The organism is Streptomyces bungoensis (assembly GCF_001514215.1).
Taxonomy (GTDB): domain Bacteria; phylum Actinomycetota; class Actinomycetes; order Streptomycetales; family Streptomycetaceae; genus Streptomyces; species Streptomyces bungoensis.
In genome coordinates, this window is record NZ_KQ948858.1 from 301,468 (window position 1) to 318,751 (window position 17,284).

The 17,284-nt window shown below is 72.8% G+C and carries 13 protein-coding genes and 1 tRNA gene; 4 read left to right on the top strand and 10 right to left on the bottom strand.

What is annotated here, in order from left to right; genetic code table 11:
• Positions 1–2,723: FtsX-like permease family protein (locus AQJ66_RS19000; RefSeq protein ID WP_061923221.1), on the top strand; the 2,723-nt coding region annotated here is incomplete at its 5' end.
• A gap of 47 nt (positions 2,724–2,770) precedes the next feature.
• Positions 2,771–3,739, top strand: coding sequence for an ABC transporter ATP-binding protein (locus tag AQJ66_RS19005; protein WP_061923224.1), 969 nt, complete (start codon positions 2,771–2,773; stop codon positions 3,737–3,739).
• A gap of 14 nt (positions 3,740–3,753) precedes the next feature.
• Here AQJ66_RS19005 and AQJ66_RS19010 read toward each other — a convergent pair whose 3' ends face one another.
• The 4 genes from AQJ66_RS19010 to AQJ66_RS19025 all read right to left on the bottom strand — a co-directional run bounded on the left by AQJ66_RS19010 (position 3,754) and on the right by AQJ66_RS19025 (position 7,174).
• Positions 3,754–4,440, bottom strand: a complete 687-nt coding sequence (locus AQJ66_RS19010; RefSeq protein WP_061923227.1) for a DUF8185 domain-containing protein — start codon at positions 4,438–4,440, stop codon at positions 3,754–3,756.
• Positions 4,437–4,865, bottom strand: a complete 429-nt coding sequence (locus AQJ66_RS19015) for an acyl-CoA thioesterase (RefSeq protein ID WP_061923230.1) — start codon at positions 4,863–4,865, stop codon at positions 4,437–4,439. Before AQJ66_RS19015 ends, AQJ66_RS19010 begins: the two co-directional genes overlap by 4 nt.
• Positions 4,866–4,867: 2 nt before the next feature.
• On the bottom strand, positions 4,868–6,532 hold the full coding sequence (gene ettA / locus AQJ66_RS19020; RefSeq protein ID WP_061923235.1) for an energy-dependent translational throttle protein EttA: 1,665 nt from the start codon (positions 6,530–6,532) through the stop codon (positions 4,868–4,870).
• A 168-nt stretch (positions 6,533–6,700) separates the two neighbouring features.
• Positions 6,701–7,174, bottom strand: a complete 474-nt coding sequence (locus AQJ66_RS19025) for a hypothetical protein (protein WP_244162863.1) — start codon at positions 7,172–7,174, stop codon at positions 6,701–6,703.
• 272 nt (positions 7,175–7,446) lie between these two features.
• On the opposite strand from AQJ66_RS19025, the gene AQJ66_RS19030 reads away from it, so the two are divergent.
• The gene (locus AQJ66_RS19030; protein WP_061923240.1) at positions 7,447–7,653 is read left to right on the top strand and encodes a Na(+)/H(+) antiporter subunit C; all 207 of its coding nucleotides are present in this window, start codon (positions 7,447–7,449) and stop codon (positions 7,651–7,653) included.
• A gap of 123 nt (positions 7,654–7,776) precedes the next feature.
• Here the strand turns inward: AQJ66_RS19030 and AQJ66_RS19035 are convergent, their stop codons facing one another.
• From AQJ66_RS19035 to AQJ66_RS19050, 4 genes are all read right to left on the bottom strand, one after another.
• A complete protein-coding gene (locus AQJ66_RS19035; protein WP_425264291.1) occupies positions 7,777–9,192 on the bottom strand; it encodes a Cys-Gln thioester bond-forming surface protein in 1,416 nt (471 codons plus the stop codon).
• A 260-nt stretch (positions 9,193–9,452) separates the two neighbouring features.
• Positions 9,453–9,920, bottom strand: a complete 468-nt coding sequence (locus tag AQJ66_RS19040) for a single-stranded DNA-binding protein (protein ID WP_061923243.1) — start codon at positions 9,918–9,920, stop codon at positions 9,453–9,455.
• 219 nt (positions 9,921–10,139) lie between these two features.
• The gene (locus AQJ66_RS19045; protein ID WP_244162864.1) at positions 10,140–12,614 is read right to left on the bottom strand and encodes a GTPase; all 2,475 of its coding nucleotides are present in this window, start codon (positions 12,612–12,614) and stop codon (positions 10,140–10,142) included.
• A 3-nt stretch (positions 12,615–12,617) separates the two neighbouring features.
• Positions 12,618–14,225: a GTPase domain-containing protein gene (locus AQJ66_RS19050; protein ID WP_061923246.1), complete on the bottom strand. Its 1,608-nt coding sequence runs from the start codon at positions 14,223–14,225 to the stop codon at positions 12,618–12,620.
• Positions 14,226–14,497: 272 nt separating this feature from the next.
• Here AQJ66_RS19050 and AQJ66_RS19055 point away from each other — a divergent pair.
• Positions 14,498–14,573 (top strand) — tRNA-Arg (locus AQJ66_RS19055).
• Between the two features lie 173 nt (positions 14,574–14,746).
• Here AQJ66_RS19055 and AQJ66_RS40980 read toward each other — a convergent pair.
• Entirely contained in the window at positions 14,747–14,920 is a 174-nt protein-coding gene (locus AQJ66_RS40980) for a hypothetical protein (RefSeq protein ID WP_061923249.1), read from the bottom strand.
• 823 nt (positions 14,921–15,743) lie between these two features.
• Complete coding sequence (locus AQJ66_RS38875) at positions 15,744–16,514, bottom strand: hypothetical protein (RefSeq protein ID WP_159052582.1); 771 nt, start codon at positions 16,512–16,514, stop codon at positions 15,744–15,746.
• Positions 16,515–17,284 lie beyond the last annotated feature (770 nt).

A 17,284-nucleotide genomic window follows, 5' to 3' on the forward strand; every position in this document is an offset into this window, starting at 1 on the left:
TGACCGCCCCCTGGGTACGCACCCGGCTGCGTGCCGCCCCCGGCGCCGCCGCCGCGCTCGCGCTGCTGGTCGCGCTCACCGCGTGCCTGGCGGGCGCGCTCCCGCGCGCGGTCGACCGGTACGAGGACGCCGGCCTGCGGCACGCCCTCCACCAGGCCCTCCCCGAGCACACCACCCTGAAGGTCACCGCGCCCCTGCCCCCGCCCGGCGCGGCCCCCGGGGACCTGGCGACGGCGCTCCGCCCCGACACGCTCGAGCGGCAGTACGAGAAGCTGCTGGACACGGCCGGCGGTGCGCCGGCGGTCGACCGGTCCCAGTCGGCGTACGGCGTCGCCACCGGGGCCGACCCTGCGGTGCCCGACCCCTGGATCCCGCGCCCGACCGGCCAGCTCGCCCACGTCTGCCTGGTCGCGCCGAGCGGCCTCGCCGGGCACGCGAAGGTCCGGCAGGGGCGGCTGCCGCGCACCGCGGGCCCGGTGAACGCGGAGTCGCCCGGGGTGGAGGCCGCCGTCACGGCCGCGACCGCGAAGGCCCTGCACATCGAGGTGGGCTCGGTCATCCACGTGCCCGGCATCGCCCGTGCCCCGCTGGCCGTCCGGGTCACCGGCATCCTCATCCCGCGGGACCCCGCCGGCGCCTACTGGTCGACCGTGCCCCTGCTGCGCACCCCCACCCTGGTCCGGGTGCCCGTGCCCGGCCCCGTGCAGAACTACTGGCTCGGCGCGCTCCTGCTCCCGCAGCGGGCCGTGCCCGCCCTGCTGGGCACCGCCGGGCAGCCCTTCCGCTACTGGTACCTCGCCCCCGCCCTCGACGGGCTGCGCGCCCACGACCTGGACCGGCTGAGGTCCGCCGTCGCCTCGGCGGAGTCCGGCCCCGGTCTGCGCCGCGCCCGGGCCGTCACCGGCGCGGACGCCGACGTCGGCACCGGCCTGGACGACGTCCTGCTCTCCTTCTCCCGCCTGCGCTCGACCATCTCCCCGCTGGTCGCGGTGGCCGCCGCCGGCACCGCGACGGTCGCCGCCGTCGTCCTGCTCATGGCGGGCGGCCTGGCCGCCGACCGGCGCCGCACGGAACTCGCCCTGCTGCGCGCCCGCGGCGCCTCGCTGCCCGGCCTCGCCGGCCGGCTGCTCGCGGAGACCGCGGTGGTCGCCGTCCCGGCGGGGGCGGCCGGTCTGGTGGCCGCGCTGCTCCTCGTCCCCGCCGGCCGCGCCGGGTACGCCGTCGCCGCCGCCCTCGCCGTCACCCTCGCCGCCTGCGCGGCGCTCCCGCTGCGCGCCGCGCTCGCCCACCGCACGGTACGGCTCACGGGTCCGCGCGAGGACGTGACGGCCGTGCCGCCCACCCGGCGCCGCACGGTCGCCGAGCTGACACTGCTGGCGCTGTCGGCCGGGGCGGTGGCGACCCTGCGCCGGAGCGGCACGTCGGCCGGCCCCCTGGTGTCCGTGGCCCCGGTGCTGACCGGCGTCATCGCGGCCCTGGTGCTGCTGCGCCTGTACCCCCTGCTGCTGCGCCGCCTGGCCCGCCCGGCCGGGCGGCTGCGCGGGGCCGTGGGCCCCCTGTCCCTGGCCCGCGCGGGACGCACCCGGGCCTCGGCGGTGCTGCCCCTGCTGGCCCTGCTGACCGCCCTGACCACGGCGGCGTTCGGCGGCTCGGTCCTGGCGGGCGTGGCCGACGCCCGCGACCGCGCGGCCCTGCTCGGCGTCGGTGCCGACGCCCGCCTGGACGCGGCGACCGCCCTCCCGAGCGGCCTGACCGACCGGGTGCGCCACCTGCCCGGTACCGCCAGGGTGAGCCCGGTCGCCCTCACGTACGAGACGAAGCCCGAGGACGGCGAGGACACGGTGGCCCTGGCGGGCGTGGACCCGCCCTCGTACAGCCGCGTGGCGGGGCGGACGGGGATGGGCCCCTTTCCCGCCGGGCTGCTGACGGGCCCGGGCCGGTCCGGCCGGCCGGAGGGGCAGGGCGCACTGCCCGCGCTGGCGTCGCCGTCCGTCGCCCGCGCCTACGGCACCCGGCGCCCGTTCCTGGTGCGGCTGGGCGACGGCAGTGCGGTCACGGTGCGGATCACCGCCGTACGCGACCGCACCCCGGCCCTGCCCGGCGCGGACTTCCTGGTCGTGGACCGCGCCGGCCTCCCCGCCGCGGCCGCCCGCCCCACCAGCCTGCTCCTGACCGGCACCCACCTGGACACGGCCGCACTGCGCCGCCTGGCCCCCGCCTCGGCGACGCTCCGGGTGCGCGCCGAGGAGCGGTCCCGGTACGCCGACTCGCCCCTGCAGACCGGTGCCGGGCACGTGTACACGGTGGCGGTCGCCGCGGGCGCCGGCTTCGCCGTCCTCGCCCTGCTGCTCGCGCTGCTGCGGGCGGCGCCGGAACGCGCCGCGCTCCTCGCCCGGCTGCGCACGATGGGACTCACCCGCGCCCAGGGCCGCCGCCTCCTCGTCCTGGAGTCCCTCCCCCAGGCCCTCCTCGCCGCGACCGGCGGCACCCTGACCGGCTGGGCGACCATCGTCCTGCTGTCCCCGGGCATCGACCTGACCACCGTCGCCCTGGCCTCCGCGCAGACCCCGGCGGGCAGGGCGGTGCTGCGCCCGGACGCCTGGTCCCTGACCGTCCCGGCGGTCACCGTCGTGGTGCTCGCGGTCGGGGTCGCGGGCCTGCAGGCGTGGTGGACGGGACGGCGCGGCTCGGTGGCCGAACTGAGGGCGGGCGACGGCCGATGAACCCACCACGACCGGCGGCACCACAGGGCACCCCCGCGGGAGAGCAGATGACAGCAGCGCACCCCACCCTCACCGAGCTGGCCGACCGCGTCGCCGAGACCCGCGACCGCCCCGCCTACGGGCACGACGCGTTGATCACCTGCGACCGCCTCGTCCGCGTCTTCTCCGCGGACGGCGTGGAGGTGCAGGCCCTCCAGGGCCTCGATCTCCTGGTGCGCAAGGGCGAGTTGACGGCCCTGGTCGGGGCCTCCGGCAGCGGCAAGTCCACGCTGATGAACATCCTGGCCGGCCTGGACACCCCCACCGCAGGCCGGGCCCGCGTCGCCGGTCACGACCTGCTCGCCATGACCGCCGGGGACCGCCTGGCCTACCGCCGCGAGGTCGTCGGCTTCGTCTGGCAGCAGACCTCCCGCAACCTGCTCCCCTACCTCACCGCGGCCCAGAACGTCGCCCTCCCCCTCCAGCTGTCCGGCACCCGCACGCGCCGCCGTGCCCGCGCCGAACGGGCTCTGGAACTGCTGGAGTTGCTGCAGGTGGCCGACTGCCGCGACCGCCACCCGCACGAGATGTCCGGCGGCCAGCAGCAGCGCACCGCGATCGCCGTGGCCCTCGCGAACGCCCCCGCGGTGCTCCTCGCCGACGAGCCCACCGGCGAACTCGACTCGCAGACCGGCACGCAGATCTTCGACGCGTTCCGCACGGCGAACGAGACCCTCGGCACCACCATCCTCATCGTCACCCACGACCAGGCGGTGGCCGGCGAGGTCCGCCGCACCGTCGCCATCCGCGACGGCCGCACCTCCACCGAGGTGCTGCGCCGCAGCGAGGTGGACGCCACGACGGGCGACGAGACGGTGGTCGCCCGCGAGTACGCGATGCTCGACCGCGCGGGGCGCCTCCAGCTGCCCGCCGAGTACACGCGGGCGCTGGGCATGCGCGACCGGGTGGCGCTGGAACTGGAGGCCGACCACATCGGGGTGTGGCCGGACGGCAGCCGTGAGAACCGCGAGGAGTAGAGCAGTCCGGGCGCTCAGCGCACGCTGACGCCGAGCACGCCGAGCGCGCCGGGTCCCGTCCGGCGCACCGCCACCGACCCGTACGGCGTCCGCAGCCTCAGCCACGCCCCGCAGGAGTACAGCCCGGTGCCGTCCGCGCCGGCGCCCGGCCGCAGGAAGCCCAGGGACTGGGCCGCGTGCACGGCCCGCACCGGCAGCCGGGTGTCCCCGACCTCCCGGGACCAGATGTCCCGCCCTATCCGGTCCAGCTCCGCGCGGGTCCGCCGCTCGGGCGTCAGCTCCTGCGTGCGGGACCGGAACTCGGCGACGGACTCGGCGACCGTCGTCCGCAGCGCGTCCGCGGCGGGCAGCCCCGGCTCGGGCCGCCAGCCGCCGCGCGGCGGCAGCACCCCGGCCCACGGCGGTCCCGTCACCGCGGCCGGCACGGCGGCCGTGGCCGCCCGCTCGTCGATGGACTCCAGGAGCTCACCGGCGGACACGGTCACGTCGAGCGTGACGTCCAGCCCGTCCTCGTACGGCTTCGCCAGCCGCACCGCGCGCACCGCCAGGACCTCGAAGGACGGCGGCCGCCCGAACACGGCGAGCGCCGTGCCGGCCGCCTGCAGGCGCACCGCGGCTCCGCGGTCGTAGCGGAGCAGCCGGGAGAGGAAGGCGGCGAGGTCGGCCGCCTCCGTCTCGTCGGCCAGGTGCAGCACCGTCATGCGGCGACGGCCTCCCGCTCGGCGTCCTCGCCGTCCGTGCCGTCCCGGTACTCCTCGAGGAACTCCCGCTCCTCCGGGGTGATCCGGCGCGGCCGCTGGGCCTCGAAGTCGAACGGCACGACGACGGTGGATGCGCGCACGTAGAGGACGTCCGCGTCCTTCACCTCGTAGGTGATGGTGAAGGACGCGGCCCGGATCTCGCTGATCCACAGCTCGATGTCGACCGGGTGGTGCCGGTGGACGAGCTGCCGCTTGTAGTCGATCTCGTGCCGCGCCACCACGGACCCCTGCTTGAAGTCCTTCTCCGGGCGGAACAGGAAGTCGATACGGGCCTCCTCCAGGTAGCGGAGGAAGACCACGTTGTTGACGTGGCCGTACGCGTCCATGTCCGCCCAGCGCAGGGGGCAGCGGTAGATGTGGCGCAAGATCAGCCCCGGGTCAGCTTCTTGTAGGTGGCACGGTGCGGACGCGCGGCGTCCGCGCCGAGCCGCTCGACCTTGTTCTTCTCGTACGACTCGAAGTTGCCCTCGAACCAGAACCACTTCGAGTCGCCCTCGTAGGCGAGGATGTGCGTGGCCACGCGGTCCAGGAACCACCGGTCGTGGGAGACGACCACGGCGCAGCCCGGGAACTCCAGCAGCGCGTTCTCCAGCGAGGACAGCGTCTCGACGTCGAGGTCGTTGGTCGGCTCGTCGAGGAGCAGCAGGTTGCCGCCCTGCTTGAGGGTGAGCGCCAGGTTGAGGCGGTTGCGCTCACCGCCGGAGAGGACGCCGGCCGGCTTCTGCTGGTCCGGGCCCTTGAACCCGAACGCGGAGACGTACGCCCGGCTCGGCATCTCGACCTGACCGACGTTGATGTAGTCCAGCTCGTCGGAGACGACGGCCCACAGCGTCTTCTTGGGGTCGATGTGCTCGCGGCTCTGGTCCACGTACGAGATCTTGACGGTCTCGCCGACCTTGATCGAGCCGGAGTCGGGCTCCTCCAGCCCCTGGATCATCTTGAAGAGGGTCGTCTTGCCGGCGCCGTTCGGGCCGATGACGCCGACGATGCCGTTGCGCGGCAGCGTGAAGCTGAGGTCGTCGATGAGGACCTTGTCGCCGAACGCCTTGTTGAGGTTGCTCACCTCGACGACGACGTTGCCCAGGCGGGGGCCCGGCGGGATCTGGATCTCCTCGAAGTCCAGCTTCCGCATCTTGTCGGCCTCGGCGGCCATCTCCTCGTAGCGGGCCAGACGCGCCTTGGACTTGGCCTGGCGCCCCTTGGCGTTCGACCGCACCCACTCGAGCTCTTCCTTGAGCCGCTTCTGCCGCTTGGCGTCCTTCTGGCCCTCGACCTTGAGGCGGGTCGCCTTGGTCTCCAGGTACTTGGAGTAGTTGCCCTCGTAGCCGTGCAGACGGCCGCGGTCGACCTCGCAGATCCACCCGGCGACGTTGTCCAGGAAGTACCGGTCGTGGGTGACGGCCACGACGGTGCCCTCGTACTTGGCGAGGTGCTGCTCCAGCCAGTTCACCGACTCGGCGTCGAGGTGGTTGGTGGGCTCGTCGAGGAGCAGCAGGTCGGGCGCCTCGAGCAGCAGCTTGCACAGCGCCACGCGGCGCTTCTCGCCACCGGAGAGGTTGACGACCGGCCAGTCCCCGGGCGGGCAGCCGAGCGCGTCCATGGCCTGCTCGAGCTGCGCGTCGAGGTCCCAGGCGTTGGCGTGGTCGAGCTCTTCCTGCAGCTTGCCCATCTCGTCGAGCAGCGCGTCCGAGTAGTCGGTGGCCATGAGCTCGGCGATCTCGTTGAACCGGTCGAGCTTGCCCTTGATCTCGGCGACACCCTCCTGGACGTTCTCCAGGACGGTCTTCTCCTCGTTCAGCGGGGGCTCCTGCAGCAGGATGCCCACGCTGTATCCCGGCGACAGGAACGCGTCACCGTTGGACGGCTGCTCGAGACCGGCCATGATCTTCAGCACGGTCGACTTACCGGCACCGTTCGGGCCGACGACACCGATCTTCGCTCCCGGCAGGAAGCTCAGGGTGACGTCGTCGAGGATCACCTTGTCGCCGTGCGCTTTGCGCGCCTTGCGCATGGTGTAAATGAACTCAGCCAAGAGAAACCGTCCGGCAGCTTGAAATCTGGCAGTGGGCAGATACACCCCATCTTGCCTGACGGCCAGCCCCTGGGGGAAACCCGTTGGGTCGAGGACCGCTGACCTGGGGTTCCAGTTCGGACGCCCCGGCTCGTGCATCACTGTCGGGCGGCGTCGAGCCGATGTCGATCAGCTTCGCCGGTCCCTGAGCTTCCTGCGCCGAAGTTCGCGCCGCTGTTTGCCCGGTAGGGCCGCCGCGAGATCCCCTACCGCGGAGAGATCGTGGCAGTCACCACCATGGGCGCCTCTGCACCACCACACCAGGGGCCCGCTCCCGGCCCACCCGCTCCTGTCCCAGTCGGCCGCGGTCCCGGCAGGCCGCGGGTGGACGCCGATGCGGTGGTACGGACAGAGCGGCCACACCGTCCACAGCAGCTCGGTCACGCTTTCCTGGGCCGCGTCGGCGACCATGCCGAGCACGGTGAAGGCGTCGTCCGGCTCGTCGGACGTCTCTGGTCCCTGGGGATGGACGGCATTGCCCTGCCACCGGCCGTCCGACAGCGCGACATGGATCTGGTCGGGCCAGTCGTCTTCGGCGGAGGGGCAGAGCATCAGAACCAGAGGAGGCTCATCAGGCAACGTTGCCGCCAGATCGCGGTTCACCACAGCGAGCGCGGCCTCGAATCGAGGCCACCGACCGGGCTCGACAGGCCGTGGCTCCTGAGGAGCAGGCCCACGGGCGCCAGGATCCGCAGGATGGAAGGAGAAGTGACCCACTGGCCGATCTTCTCAGCCCAGGACCCGCGTCGCCCAGTCGGTCGGCGCCTTGCCCGAGCATCTCCGAGCCGTGCTGGTGCCCGGGAGAACAACGGCGGGTGCACAGTGTTTACAGGGGGAGAAGAAGCCGGAGCGGGAGGGAGAACAGGAGGACAGTCGTGACCGTCCTCGCCATCTTTCTCTTCATCATCGGGACGCTCCTGGTCCTCATAGGAGCACTCCTGATTGCGATCGGGACGTTTCTGATCGCTCTTGGGGCGGTCTTGATCCTGGCCGGGCTGATGCTGATCGCCATAGGTGTGTTCCTGCTGATCCGGAGACTCTTCGGACGTGATCGAAGGCAGTCTCGCTCCCCATGGCCGTGAGGACTGCCACCGGTGCCGGCACAACAGATCACGGGGCGGCAGCACGGGCAGAAGGTGAACCCACGTAGGCGCCCACCCGCCCGCTGGGCGGCCCGCGCCTACCGCCTCAGTGGTCCGGCTGGATCAGGGCCGGTCGGTCGTCGGGGTCTCGCGTCTGCGGAGGATGACCAGCACCGCGCCGCCGATGACCACCAGGCCGATGGCCACGCCGGTGATCAACGGGGTGATCGCGGAGCCGCCCGTGTCGGCGAGGTCGGTGCCGGGGGGCATGGTGTTTCCGCCGACCGTGGCGGGGCTGGGTTCACCGAGGGTCTGGGTGGTCTCCGTGGTGACCGAGCCCTGGGTCTTGCAGTCCAGGACTCCCGTGAAGCGGTGGCTGAAGCCGTGCGGGCCGGTGATCGTGAAGTCGTAGGGCTGGTCCTCCTGGAGCGGCACCGTCACCGTGCGGGAGGCCCCGGCGGGGATGGTGTGCTCGGTGCCCATCAACTCGAAGGTGAAGGGCTGGTCGCCCTTGTTCACCGCGGTGATGTCCACGCCGCCCTTGGCGCAGTTCTTCCGGGCCGACACCGCCGGTACTGCGCCCTCGGCCGCCCAGGTGGCGCTCGCGGTCGCGGAGACCGTGGACTCGCTGGAGCCGGCCAGGATCTGGGTCTGGCTGCGGCTCTCGGAGGCGAAGGCGCGGCCGACCGGCACGGTGGTGGACGCCTGGACCGTCAGGTCCGCGGAGCCGTCAGCCGCGTCCTGGGGGACGTCGAAGTACAGCCGGCTGCCGTCCTTCGCCGACGTGATCACCTTGCCGGTCCTGTCGATGATCCGCACGCCTGCGGCCGCCGCGTCCGTCGGCGGGCTCACCGTGACCGCGTCGGCGTTGGTGTGCACCGTCACCGGCCCGAGGAGGTCGCCCGGGTGGCCGGAGACCGCGGGCGGGTCCAGGGTCAGCGAGGCCCGGGGCTCACCGAGGTCGCGGGCGCTCTTGTAGAGGTAGTCGGCGAGCTTCTCGGCCCGAGAACCGACGGCGTCGACCTTGGCGCCGTCCGAGTAGCGCCAGATGGCCACCTGGGTGCCGGCCGCCGCGTCCTGCTCGGTCAGCCCGCTCGCGTCCGCCCGCCGGGCGAGCGCCGCGAGGTCGTTGACCTGGGGGTAGGAGTTCTGCAGGATCCAGCGGATCCGGCCGGCGTTCTTGTTGCCGCCCAGCGAGGTGCCGCTCCAGGGCGTCTCCTGGTACCGCGCGTCGCGCTGGGTGGGGTTGTGTATGTCGACACAGTACGTCTGCAGGGTGCCGCCGCCGTCCACGGACATCTCGAACAGGCCGGCGGCCACGCGCTGGTCACCGCCGTCCTCGTGGAGCACGGCCTCGCCGTAGGTCTTCAGACCGTCGATCGCGGCCGTCGCGCCCCCCTGGGTCTGGGGTGCGTCGTCGGCCGCGGCCGTACCGGCGCCGGCCAGCACGCCCGTCGCCATCAGCCCGGACACGAGCGCCAGGGCGCCGAGGCGGACCACACGGGCGGACCGGGAGAGCCCGGAGAACGCAGCAAGCACAGAACTCCCCTTCGAGCAGGACCCGTTGGACGTGGGGGAACGGTCCCACCAGCAGCATCGGCAGCCCCAAGGGGCACGCCCGGCATCCTATGAACCCACAGGACGCCGCCGGGCGGTCCGATCGTCTGACGGATGATCCGATCCGGAATCGTTATCGCCGGGACCGAATGTGAGCAGGGCTTATCGACAAATCCACCCATTCGGCGGGGTGTTCGGAGGAGTCGCGGGGAAGCCGCTGCTCGCGTGCCGGCGGGCTCACGTCACGTCACGGCCGCCGGTTCCTGGCTCTGCCGGGCCGGATCGCCGTCCGGTGACCCGGTGGGCGGTGTCTCCCAGGCCGGCTCCGGCCGGGCCGCCTGCGGTGCCTCCGGTTTGGCGCCGCGGCGGAACACCGCGGTCCCCCGCGCCAGGTCGTGGCCGACGGCCACCGCGTCGATGTCGGCCGACGCCCAGTTCTGCTGCTCGCGCTGCTCGGTGCGCACCCGCAGCCGGCCCTGGACCACGACGGGCTGCCCCACCTCCACGGACGCCGCCACGTTGACGGCGAGCTGGCGGTTGGTCCACACCGTGAAGAAGTTGGTGTGCCCGTCCGTCCAGGCACTCTTCTCCCGGTCCCAGTACCGCGAGGTCACCGCCAGCCGGAACCGCGCCGACGGGCCGGCCACGCCCTCCCGGTACACCGGCTGCGTCGCCACGTTGCCCACCACACACACCACGGTCTCGTTCATCACGACCCCCTCACCGCCCGGTCCGTCACGGCCGGGCGGACATGCGTACGGGCCCCTCCCGTACGGCTGCGTCCGACGTGCGGCGCGATCGCCGCGACACCAGACTGCCTCCGCCGGACCGGGGCCCGCCGAGCGCTGTGGATCAGCCACAGCCTGTGGAGAACTCCGCCACCCGCACGGGTGATCCCGGGTGCACGGGCGGCGGCACGAGGGACGGCGTCACCCCACGCCGGCTCCGGTCCGCACCACCCTCGCGTACTGCTCCCGCACCTCCCGGTACCGCAGCAGCTCGGCCGCCACCGGATCGAGCACCCGGGCACGACCGCAGCTCGCGGCCGCCTCCCGCAGCCGCCGTTCCGCGTCCATGCCGTACCGGCGCGCCGGTCCCCGGGCCGCCATCCGGCAGCCCCACTCCACCAGCGGCCCGCCGACGATCCCGCAGATCATCAGCAGCACCGGCACGCCCAGGTTGGGCGCCATGACCCCGGCGATCTGCCCCGCCAGCCACAGTCCGCCCACGACCTGCAGCAGGGTCATGGACGCCTGCACCAGCACCGCCACCGGCCACCACCCGGGGCGGGGCGGCCGCCCGGGCGGCAGTCCGGCCCGTCCCGCGAGCTCGTCCAGGGCCTCCGACAACCCCTGGGAGCCGCGTACGGCCGCCTCGCGCACCGCCAGCGCCCACGGCGCGGGCAGACCGGCCGAGGCATGGTCGGCCACCTTGCGCACCGCCTGCTCGACGCCCTGGCGCGCCGTGGCCTCCTCGTCGGGCTGGGCGGCGCGCACCTGGAGCCGGCCCGTCGTGGAGCCGCCGCGTTTCTGGTACCAGCGCCACAGCCTCAGCCAGGGCGTGCCGCAGGCGCGGTTGGCGTTGCGCAGCCAGGCGCGTTCGGCGGCTTCGCCCGCCGCGGTCGCGCCGACGGCGTCCGCGAGCCGGTCGGCGAAGTCCTCCCGGGCCTCCTCGCTGAGGCCGACCGGCCGGCCGGTGCTGTAGACGGGCCGCAGCTGGGCCGCCGCCGCGTCCACGTCCGCACCGACCCGGCGGGCCGCCGCCCCGCGTTCCGCCACGAAGTGGCCGAGCGCGTCGCGCAGGTCGCCGACGCCCTCGCCGGTGAGCGCGGACAGCGCGAGCACGGTGGCGCCCGGCTCGCCGTACTCGCCGAGCGCGACGCCGTCCTCGTCGAGCAGCCGGCGCAGGTCGTCCAGGACCTGGTCGGCGGCCTCGCCGGGCAGCCGGTCGATCTGGTTGAGGACGACGAACATGACCTCCGCGTGGCCGGCCATGGGCCGCAGGTACCGCTCGTGGAGCATGGCGTCGGCGTACTTCTCCGGGTCGACCACCCAGATGACCGCGTCGACCAGCTTCAGGATCCGGTCGACCTGCTCGCGGTGCTCCACGGCCGCGGAGTCGTGGTCGGGCAGGTCGATCAGGACGAGACCGCGCAGATGGCCGTCGGCCTCCGCGCTGTGCAGGGGGCGCCGGCGCAGCCGGCCGGGGATGCCGAGCCGGTCGATGAGGCTCGCGGCGCCGTCGCTCCAGCTGCACGCGATCGGGGCGGCGGTGGTCGGGCGCCGTACGCCGGTCTCCGAGATCGCGACTCCGGCGAGGGTGTTGAACAGCTGCGACTTCCCGCTGCCGGTGGCGCCCGCGATGGCGACGACGGTGTGCCGGCCGGAGAGCTTGCGGCGGGCGGCCGCCTCGTCCAGGACCCGGCCCGCCTCGGAGAGGGTACGGCTGTCCACACGGGTGCGGGAGAGGCCGACGAGCTCGCGCAGGGCGTCGAGGCGGGAGCGCAGGGCGCCGTCGTACGCCAGGGGGGCGGGGGCGTGGCCGCCGGGGCCCCGCGCCGGGGTGTCCAGCGCGATGGCGCGCTCGGCGGCGAGGGCGGCCGCGTTGCTCTCGGTCACGCGGCGGGCGATCAGGCCGTCGTCCCAGGCCTCACCGGATTCGCCGTCCGGGTCGGTGTCCCGCCCGGCGCCGGGCGCCTCCGCGTCCTCGGGGCGGGCGGACGGCCGCCTGCCGGCCTCGGCGCCGGCACTCCTCGCCGGTGCCTGCCACGTCTTCTCCGCGTCCGCCTCGGGCCCGCGCGCGGGCCGCTCCTGGTCCCCGGCCGCCCCGGGCACGCGTGCCCCGCGCCCGTCCTGCCCGGCCGTCTCGCGTGCGCGCGCCTGGCGCTCCGTCTCGCCGCCCGCCCCGCGTACGCGCGCGGGCTCGCCGTTGCGGCGGTCCTCGGGCACGCGCGCGTGCCGCTCCTCGCCCCCACTCGCCTCCGGCGCACGCCCGAGCCCGTGCCGCTCCTTCTGCCCGCCCGCCTCCGGTACGCGCGCGGGCTCGCCCGTCCGGCGCTCCTCGGGCACGCGCGCGTGCCGCTCCGCGGCCATCGCCTCGGCCTTCGCCACTGCCGTCTCCCCTGCCGTCGTTCCGGCCGTCGTCCCGGCTTCCGTCCCGCCTCGCGTGTCGCCGCTCGCCCCGGCCGCCGTATCCGCGTCGTCGGCCCCGCCACCGGCGCCGTGCGGGCGACGGCCGCCGGCCGGCACCCCCGTGCCCGCCGGAACCGCCCCACGGCTCCCGGAGGGGTCCTGCGCGGAGTCCATGGCCCCGGGTGGGTCGACGGAGCCGGTGGAGTCGATGGGGTTGTCGTGGCTCATGTGGTGCTTGTGGTCCGTGTGATCGTGGTCAGTGACGGCGGTCACCGGTCACCTCTCCTTCTGCAGTACGGACAGCGCGGCGATGAGTTCGACCTGGGGCTCGGCGGTGACGCCCAGGGCGTCGAGCGGGGCGAGGCGCCGCTCGCGCTCGGCGTGCATGACGCGGTCGACATGGTCGGTCAGCAGACGGCCGGCCCGGTCGCGCAGCCGCAGCGCGCCGTGGGCGCCGATCCGCTGGGCGAGCCCCTCGCCCGCGGTGCGTGCCCGGCGCCCGCCCAGCAGCACGGTGGCCACCAGGGCGGCGACGGCCTCGGGGTCGGGGGCGGTGCTCCGCTCCAGGCCCCGCACCTCGTCCTCGGCGTACTCCTCCAGTTCGCGCCGCCAGCGCCGCACCGCGAGCCCGATGCGGTGCTCGGCGCTCTCCGGGGAGGGTCCGTGGCCGGCGAGCTGGGGGGTGGCCGCGGCAGGGTCGCGCCGCCAGGAGTCGTCGACGCGCTCGTCCGCGGCCATGACGGAGCACAGCAGCAGCGCTCCCAGGCTCTCCACGAGGGCGTCGAGCAGCTCACCCGCGGTGCAGTCGAGGGGGAAGGCGCGCCAGCGCTTGAGCGCGTCGCCCGCGAGGACGGCCCCCGACTGCAGCCGGCTGCGCACGCGCGCGTGCTCGCCGTCGTAGGCGCCGTCGACGGCGGAGGTGAGGCGGAGGGCGGCCGCGTACTGGGCGGCGGCGGCGTTGGCCAGCTCGGTCGTGCGCGCCTTCAGCGAGTCGAGGAGGCCGTGTGCCGTGCGGGCCGTGACCTGCCGGCGGGCCCCGGTGTCCTGGGCGTGGTGCACCAGCCAGGTCCGCAGGGCCGCCACGGCCGTGGAGGGCAGCAGGCCGGCGCCCCAGACCGACTCGGGCAGCTCGGGCACGGTGAAGCGGGGTACGTCGCCGAGGCCGGCCTTGGTGAGCAGGGCGCCGTACTGGCGGGAGACCTCGGAGACCACCTGGTGGGGCACCCGGTCGAGGACGGTCACCAGGGTGACGTCGTACTCCTTGGCGGTGCGCAGCAGGTGCCAGGGCACGGCGTCGGCGTAGCGGGCCGCCGTGGTGACCATGACCCAGACGTCCGCGGCGCAGAGCAGCTCGGCGGCCAGGACCCGGTTGTCCGCGATCAGGGAGTCGATGTCGGGGGCGTCGAGCAGGGCGAGCCCGCGCGGGACCGTGTCGGCGGTCTCGATGCGCAGCGCGCGCGCCTGCTCCTCACCGGAGGACAGCAGATCGTCGGCCCCCTCTTGGTGGGGCACCCACACCCGGCTGAGATCGGGCAGCACGCGCGCGTCGCTGAACCAGTGATGGTCCTCCGGGTGACAGACCAGGACAGGCGTCCGGGTCGTCGGCCGCAGCACGCCCGCCTCGCTGACCCGTCGTCCCACGAGGGAGTTCACGAGCGTCGACTTGCCGGCCCCGGTGGAACCGCCGACGACGGCCAGCAGCGGCGCGTCGGGTTCCCGTAGCCGTGGCAGCAGGTAGTCGTCGAGCTGGGCGAGGAGTTCGTCGCGGTTGGCACGCGCGCGTGGGGCCTCCGCGAGGGGCAGCGGAAAGCGTGCGGCGGCGACACGGTCGCGCAGGGCGGAAAGTGTCTCGAGCAGCTGAGGCCGTACGTCCAAGGTCACCACATGCGAAGAATGCCCAATTTTAGGGGAATTCTGAAGCATATAGACATGTCTGCGTGCCGACGTGACAGAACGGACGTAAGGGGCGACTGGGGCGCGGGCGCAGTCGAGGCATAACGAGTGCACAACACCCGGTGCGTCGGGAGCCAAAAGCGGTGCGCGATTCGTACCTGCCTGCGATTATCAGGACCGCTTCACCGAACCTCCACATCGAGCCACGGAGGCGAAGCGACCGGGCCAAGGAGCGGGGACCTTTATCCTTGTCCCGCCACCAGGCCCCCGTAGCTCAGTGGATAGAGCAGGCGCCTTCTAAGCGCTTGGCCGCAGGTTCGAGTCCTGCCGGGGGCGCCAGTCTCCGCCCTCCCTCTAGGGAGGGCTTTTTGCTGGTCAGGGTGGGTGCGGGCTGGCGCGACGAAGCCCCAGACGCCCCCTCGGTGATCAAGGGTGGGGTCCGGGGCTGTACGGCTGTCACCGGGTTTTCGCGGGTGGCTGTGTCGAATACGTGTCGAAGTTTCGGCTGGGGGTCAGCCAGCGCCGGGCGCCTCCGGCAGGTCGCCCGCGGCTTCGAGCCGCCGCTTGAGATCCGGCAGCTGCCCGTCGACGCATCGGGCGTACGTGGCGAGGAGCACAGCCACGCTGTTCCCGGCCCACTCAGCGACCTGGGCGGGCGGGATCCCGTCGTTGAGCCACTTCGTCACGTGCGGGGGCAGTACGGCCTTTGCGGGCGCTCCGCCACGCCCGACGGATGACGGATCCGGCGAGGATGCCGCCGGACTCGCCCTGGAAGAGCAGATCACCCGGCTGGAGCTGTTCGTCCTCGATGTGCTGCCGCAGGATGCGTGTCAGGGCCGGATGTCCCGGCACGGTGCGCGTCTCGCCCTCCGCCCGGCCTTTCATCGGTTATGTGGGGTCGCCTGATCTCCTGGATGCGTGCCGCACAGCGAATAGACGACTCTATGAACTGAATACAGGCGCCCTTTTGTGCCGCCCGGTCCTCCGCTGCCCGCCTCTCGGCGTGATCCTTTGCGGCGACGTCTCGCTGAGCGTCCACCTGGTGGCGCACGCCCCGAAGCGTCAACCAGGAGGTCAGGCCTGACGCCGCAAGTGCGGTGAGTGCCGCGATGGTCGCGGTAAGGAGTGAGTCGCTCACGAGGGCATCTCACCAAAGGAGACCGCCGTGACGCAGCCGTTCACTCGAACTGAGACGGCGCCGGGCAAAGTCCGGACCGTCTCTGGGCCGTCCGGAGTCACTCGAAGTCAACCAACAAGCACACAAGCCCACGGCATCTGAGCTGGTCAGGGCCGTGGGCTTCTTCTGTCCCGCTCGTCGCGGAGGGGCCGATTAGTAGACCGACCTGGCAGGCCGTCCACGACGGCGCGTCTGACAGCAGTGACGGCAACGCCGACGGCAACGACGGCGGACGGCGGCAGGGCGCCGCTGAGCTGCCCCACCAAGGCTTGCCCGCATCTTCTAAGCTCCTGGTCGCTCATTGCGTCATGAGTCGGCATCCGACGCCATGCTCATGGAGTTGCGGAATCAAGCGTGTACCGCGCTGCGGTCGTGAACCGCTCGCGAATACCCTCGCGGGCTTCCTGGTTGCTCTTGAGCTCAGCGACGATCGCAGTCGCTTGGTCAAGGAAGACAGAAAATTCATTATTGTCCTCGTGCGCCTGAGCGATTGCAGCGTTAGCGAGTTCCTCGGCCCGTTCGAAGGCCTCGAACATCGCGTCCGCTCCAGGAGGCACTCGAACGCCCTCGATTGCCTCCGCCGTAAGTTCTTGCATCTGCCTTGTAGCCTCCTCCATGGCCTCAACGGCGGATGTCATCGCTGGTAATGTCCCGCTGGCAATGCGTTCGGCTGCCGGCCGCTGCGACTCTGCGAGTTCCATGAGTTTGGTGGCTAGGTCCACGTCGCGCCGAATGCTGACGGCGAGCTCTTCCGCTGCCCGAGCTACCTCGGCTGGTCCTAGGATGTCGATCCGCCTCGCGCGCTCTGCCATGCGGCCAGTAGCTTCCTTCAGCGGGTTGATTCCCGGCAAGTCGGAATGCCCCGGCAGACCCACAGAGTCAATGATGCGAAGGCACTCGTCCCAGGCTGCTAGGAAACCTTCGTACGCCTGAAGCCGCTGTTGCCGAAGCCAGTGGGCTTGATCGACGTCGGCTTGATCGCGAACTTGCTGCAAGGTGACTTCCGCACTGATCAACGCCCCCTTCTTCGCGGCACGGGCACCAACGACTGTGCCAGCTAGTCCGAACACCGCAGCCACCAAAGCGAGAACAAGTTCCTTCATGAGCAGACATCATCGCGGCGGCGGCCGTCAGGCGGAATGGGGCGTCTCACAGGCCTGGTACCACAGCGCAAGAGGCCCCTCAGACCGAGTCCGGAACCGTTCGGCTCTGACTAGCGCTGAGTTTCCGGCCACAGAAGCGCGGTCGGCGCTGGCCCACTTGGGGGCCCTCGGCAGTTGTCAGCCCACCTGCCCGGCTCGAACGGGCCAGCCCCCTCCACGACAGGCCGGTGCTGCAGATCGGGCCGACGCACGAAGAATGAGTGCAGGACAGCGTTCAGCGTCCCCGCACTGGCGATTCACGCGCAGAGGTGCAGCAGGAGTGAGTGTCTAACTGCGTGACAAGGCCGACGAGCAGCAGCGGACGAGCGCGAACGTCTGCGGAGCATCAGTGCAGGTGAGACGGGCAGCAGCCCAAGGCAGCACCCCCATCCCAGTTGCTTCGGGACGAAGAGGTCAGGATTCACCATCACGCTTCCGCCGACGCGGCTCGCTCTGGTCGACGGCAGGGCAGCGTGGCCGAGGCCGGTGGTTGTGCCGCGAGGCACACGCGCGCCCAGTCGGTCGTCGCACCCAACGTCGTGGCTGGCTGTCGTCGGCTGAGGACCGTGCAGCCCGCGTCGAAGGTGGTGGCCGTCGGACGAGTGGCTGGGCGATCATCTCTGGGCCGTCTCTGGGCCCTGCGAGGGCGCCCGAGGCCGACCAACGACGACCGGCAGTGAGGTCTTTTCATCCTGCGTCTGAGCTGGCCTGATGGAGGGTGAGGATGGCCT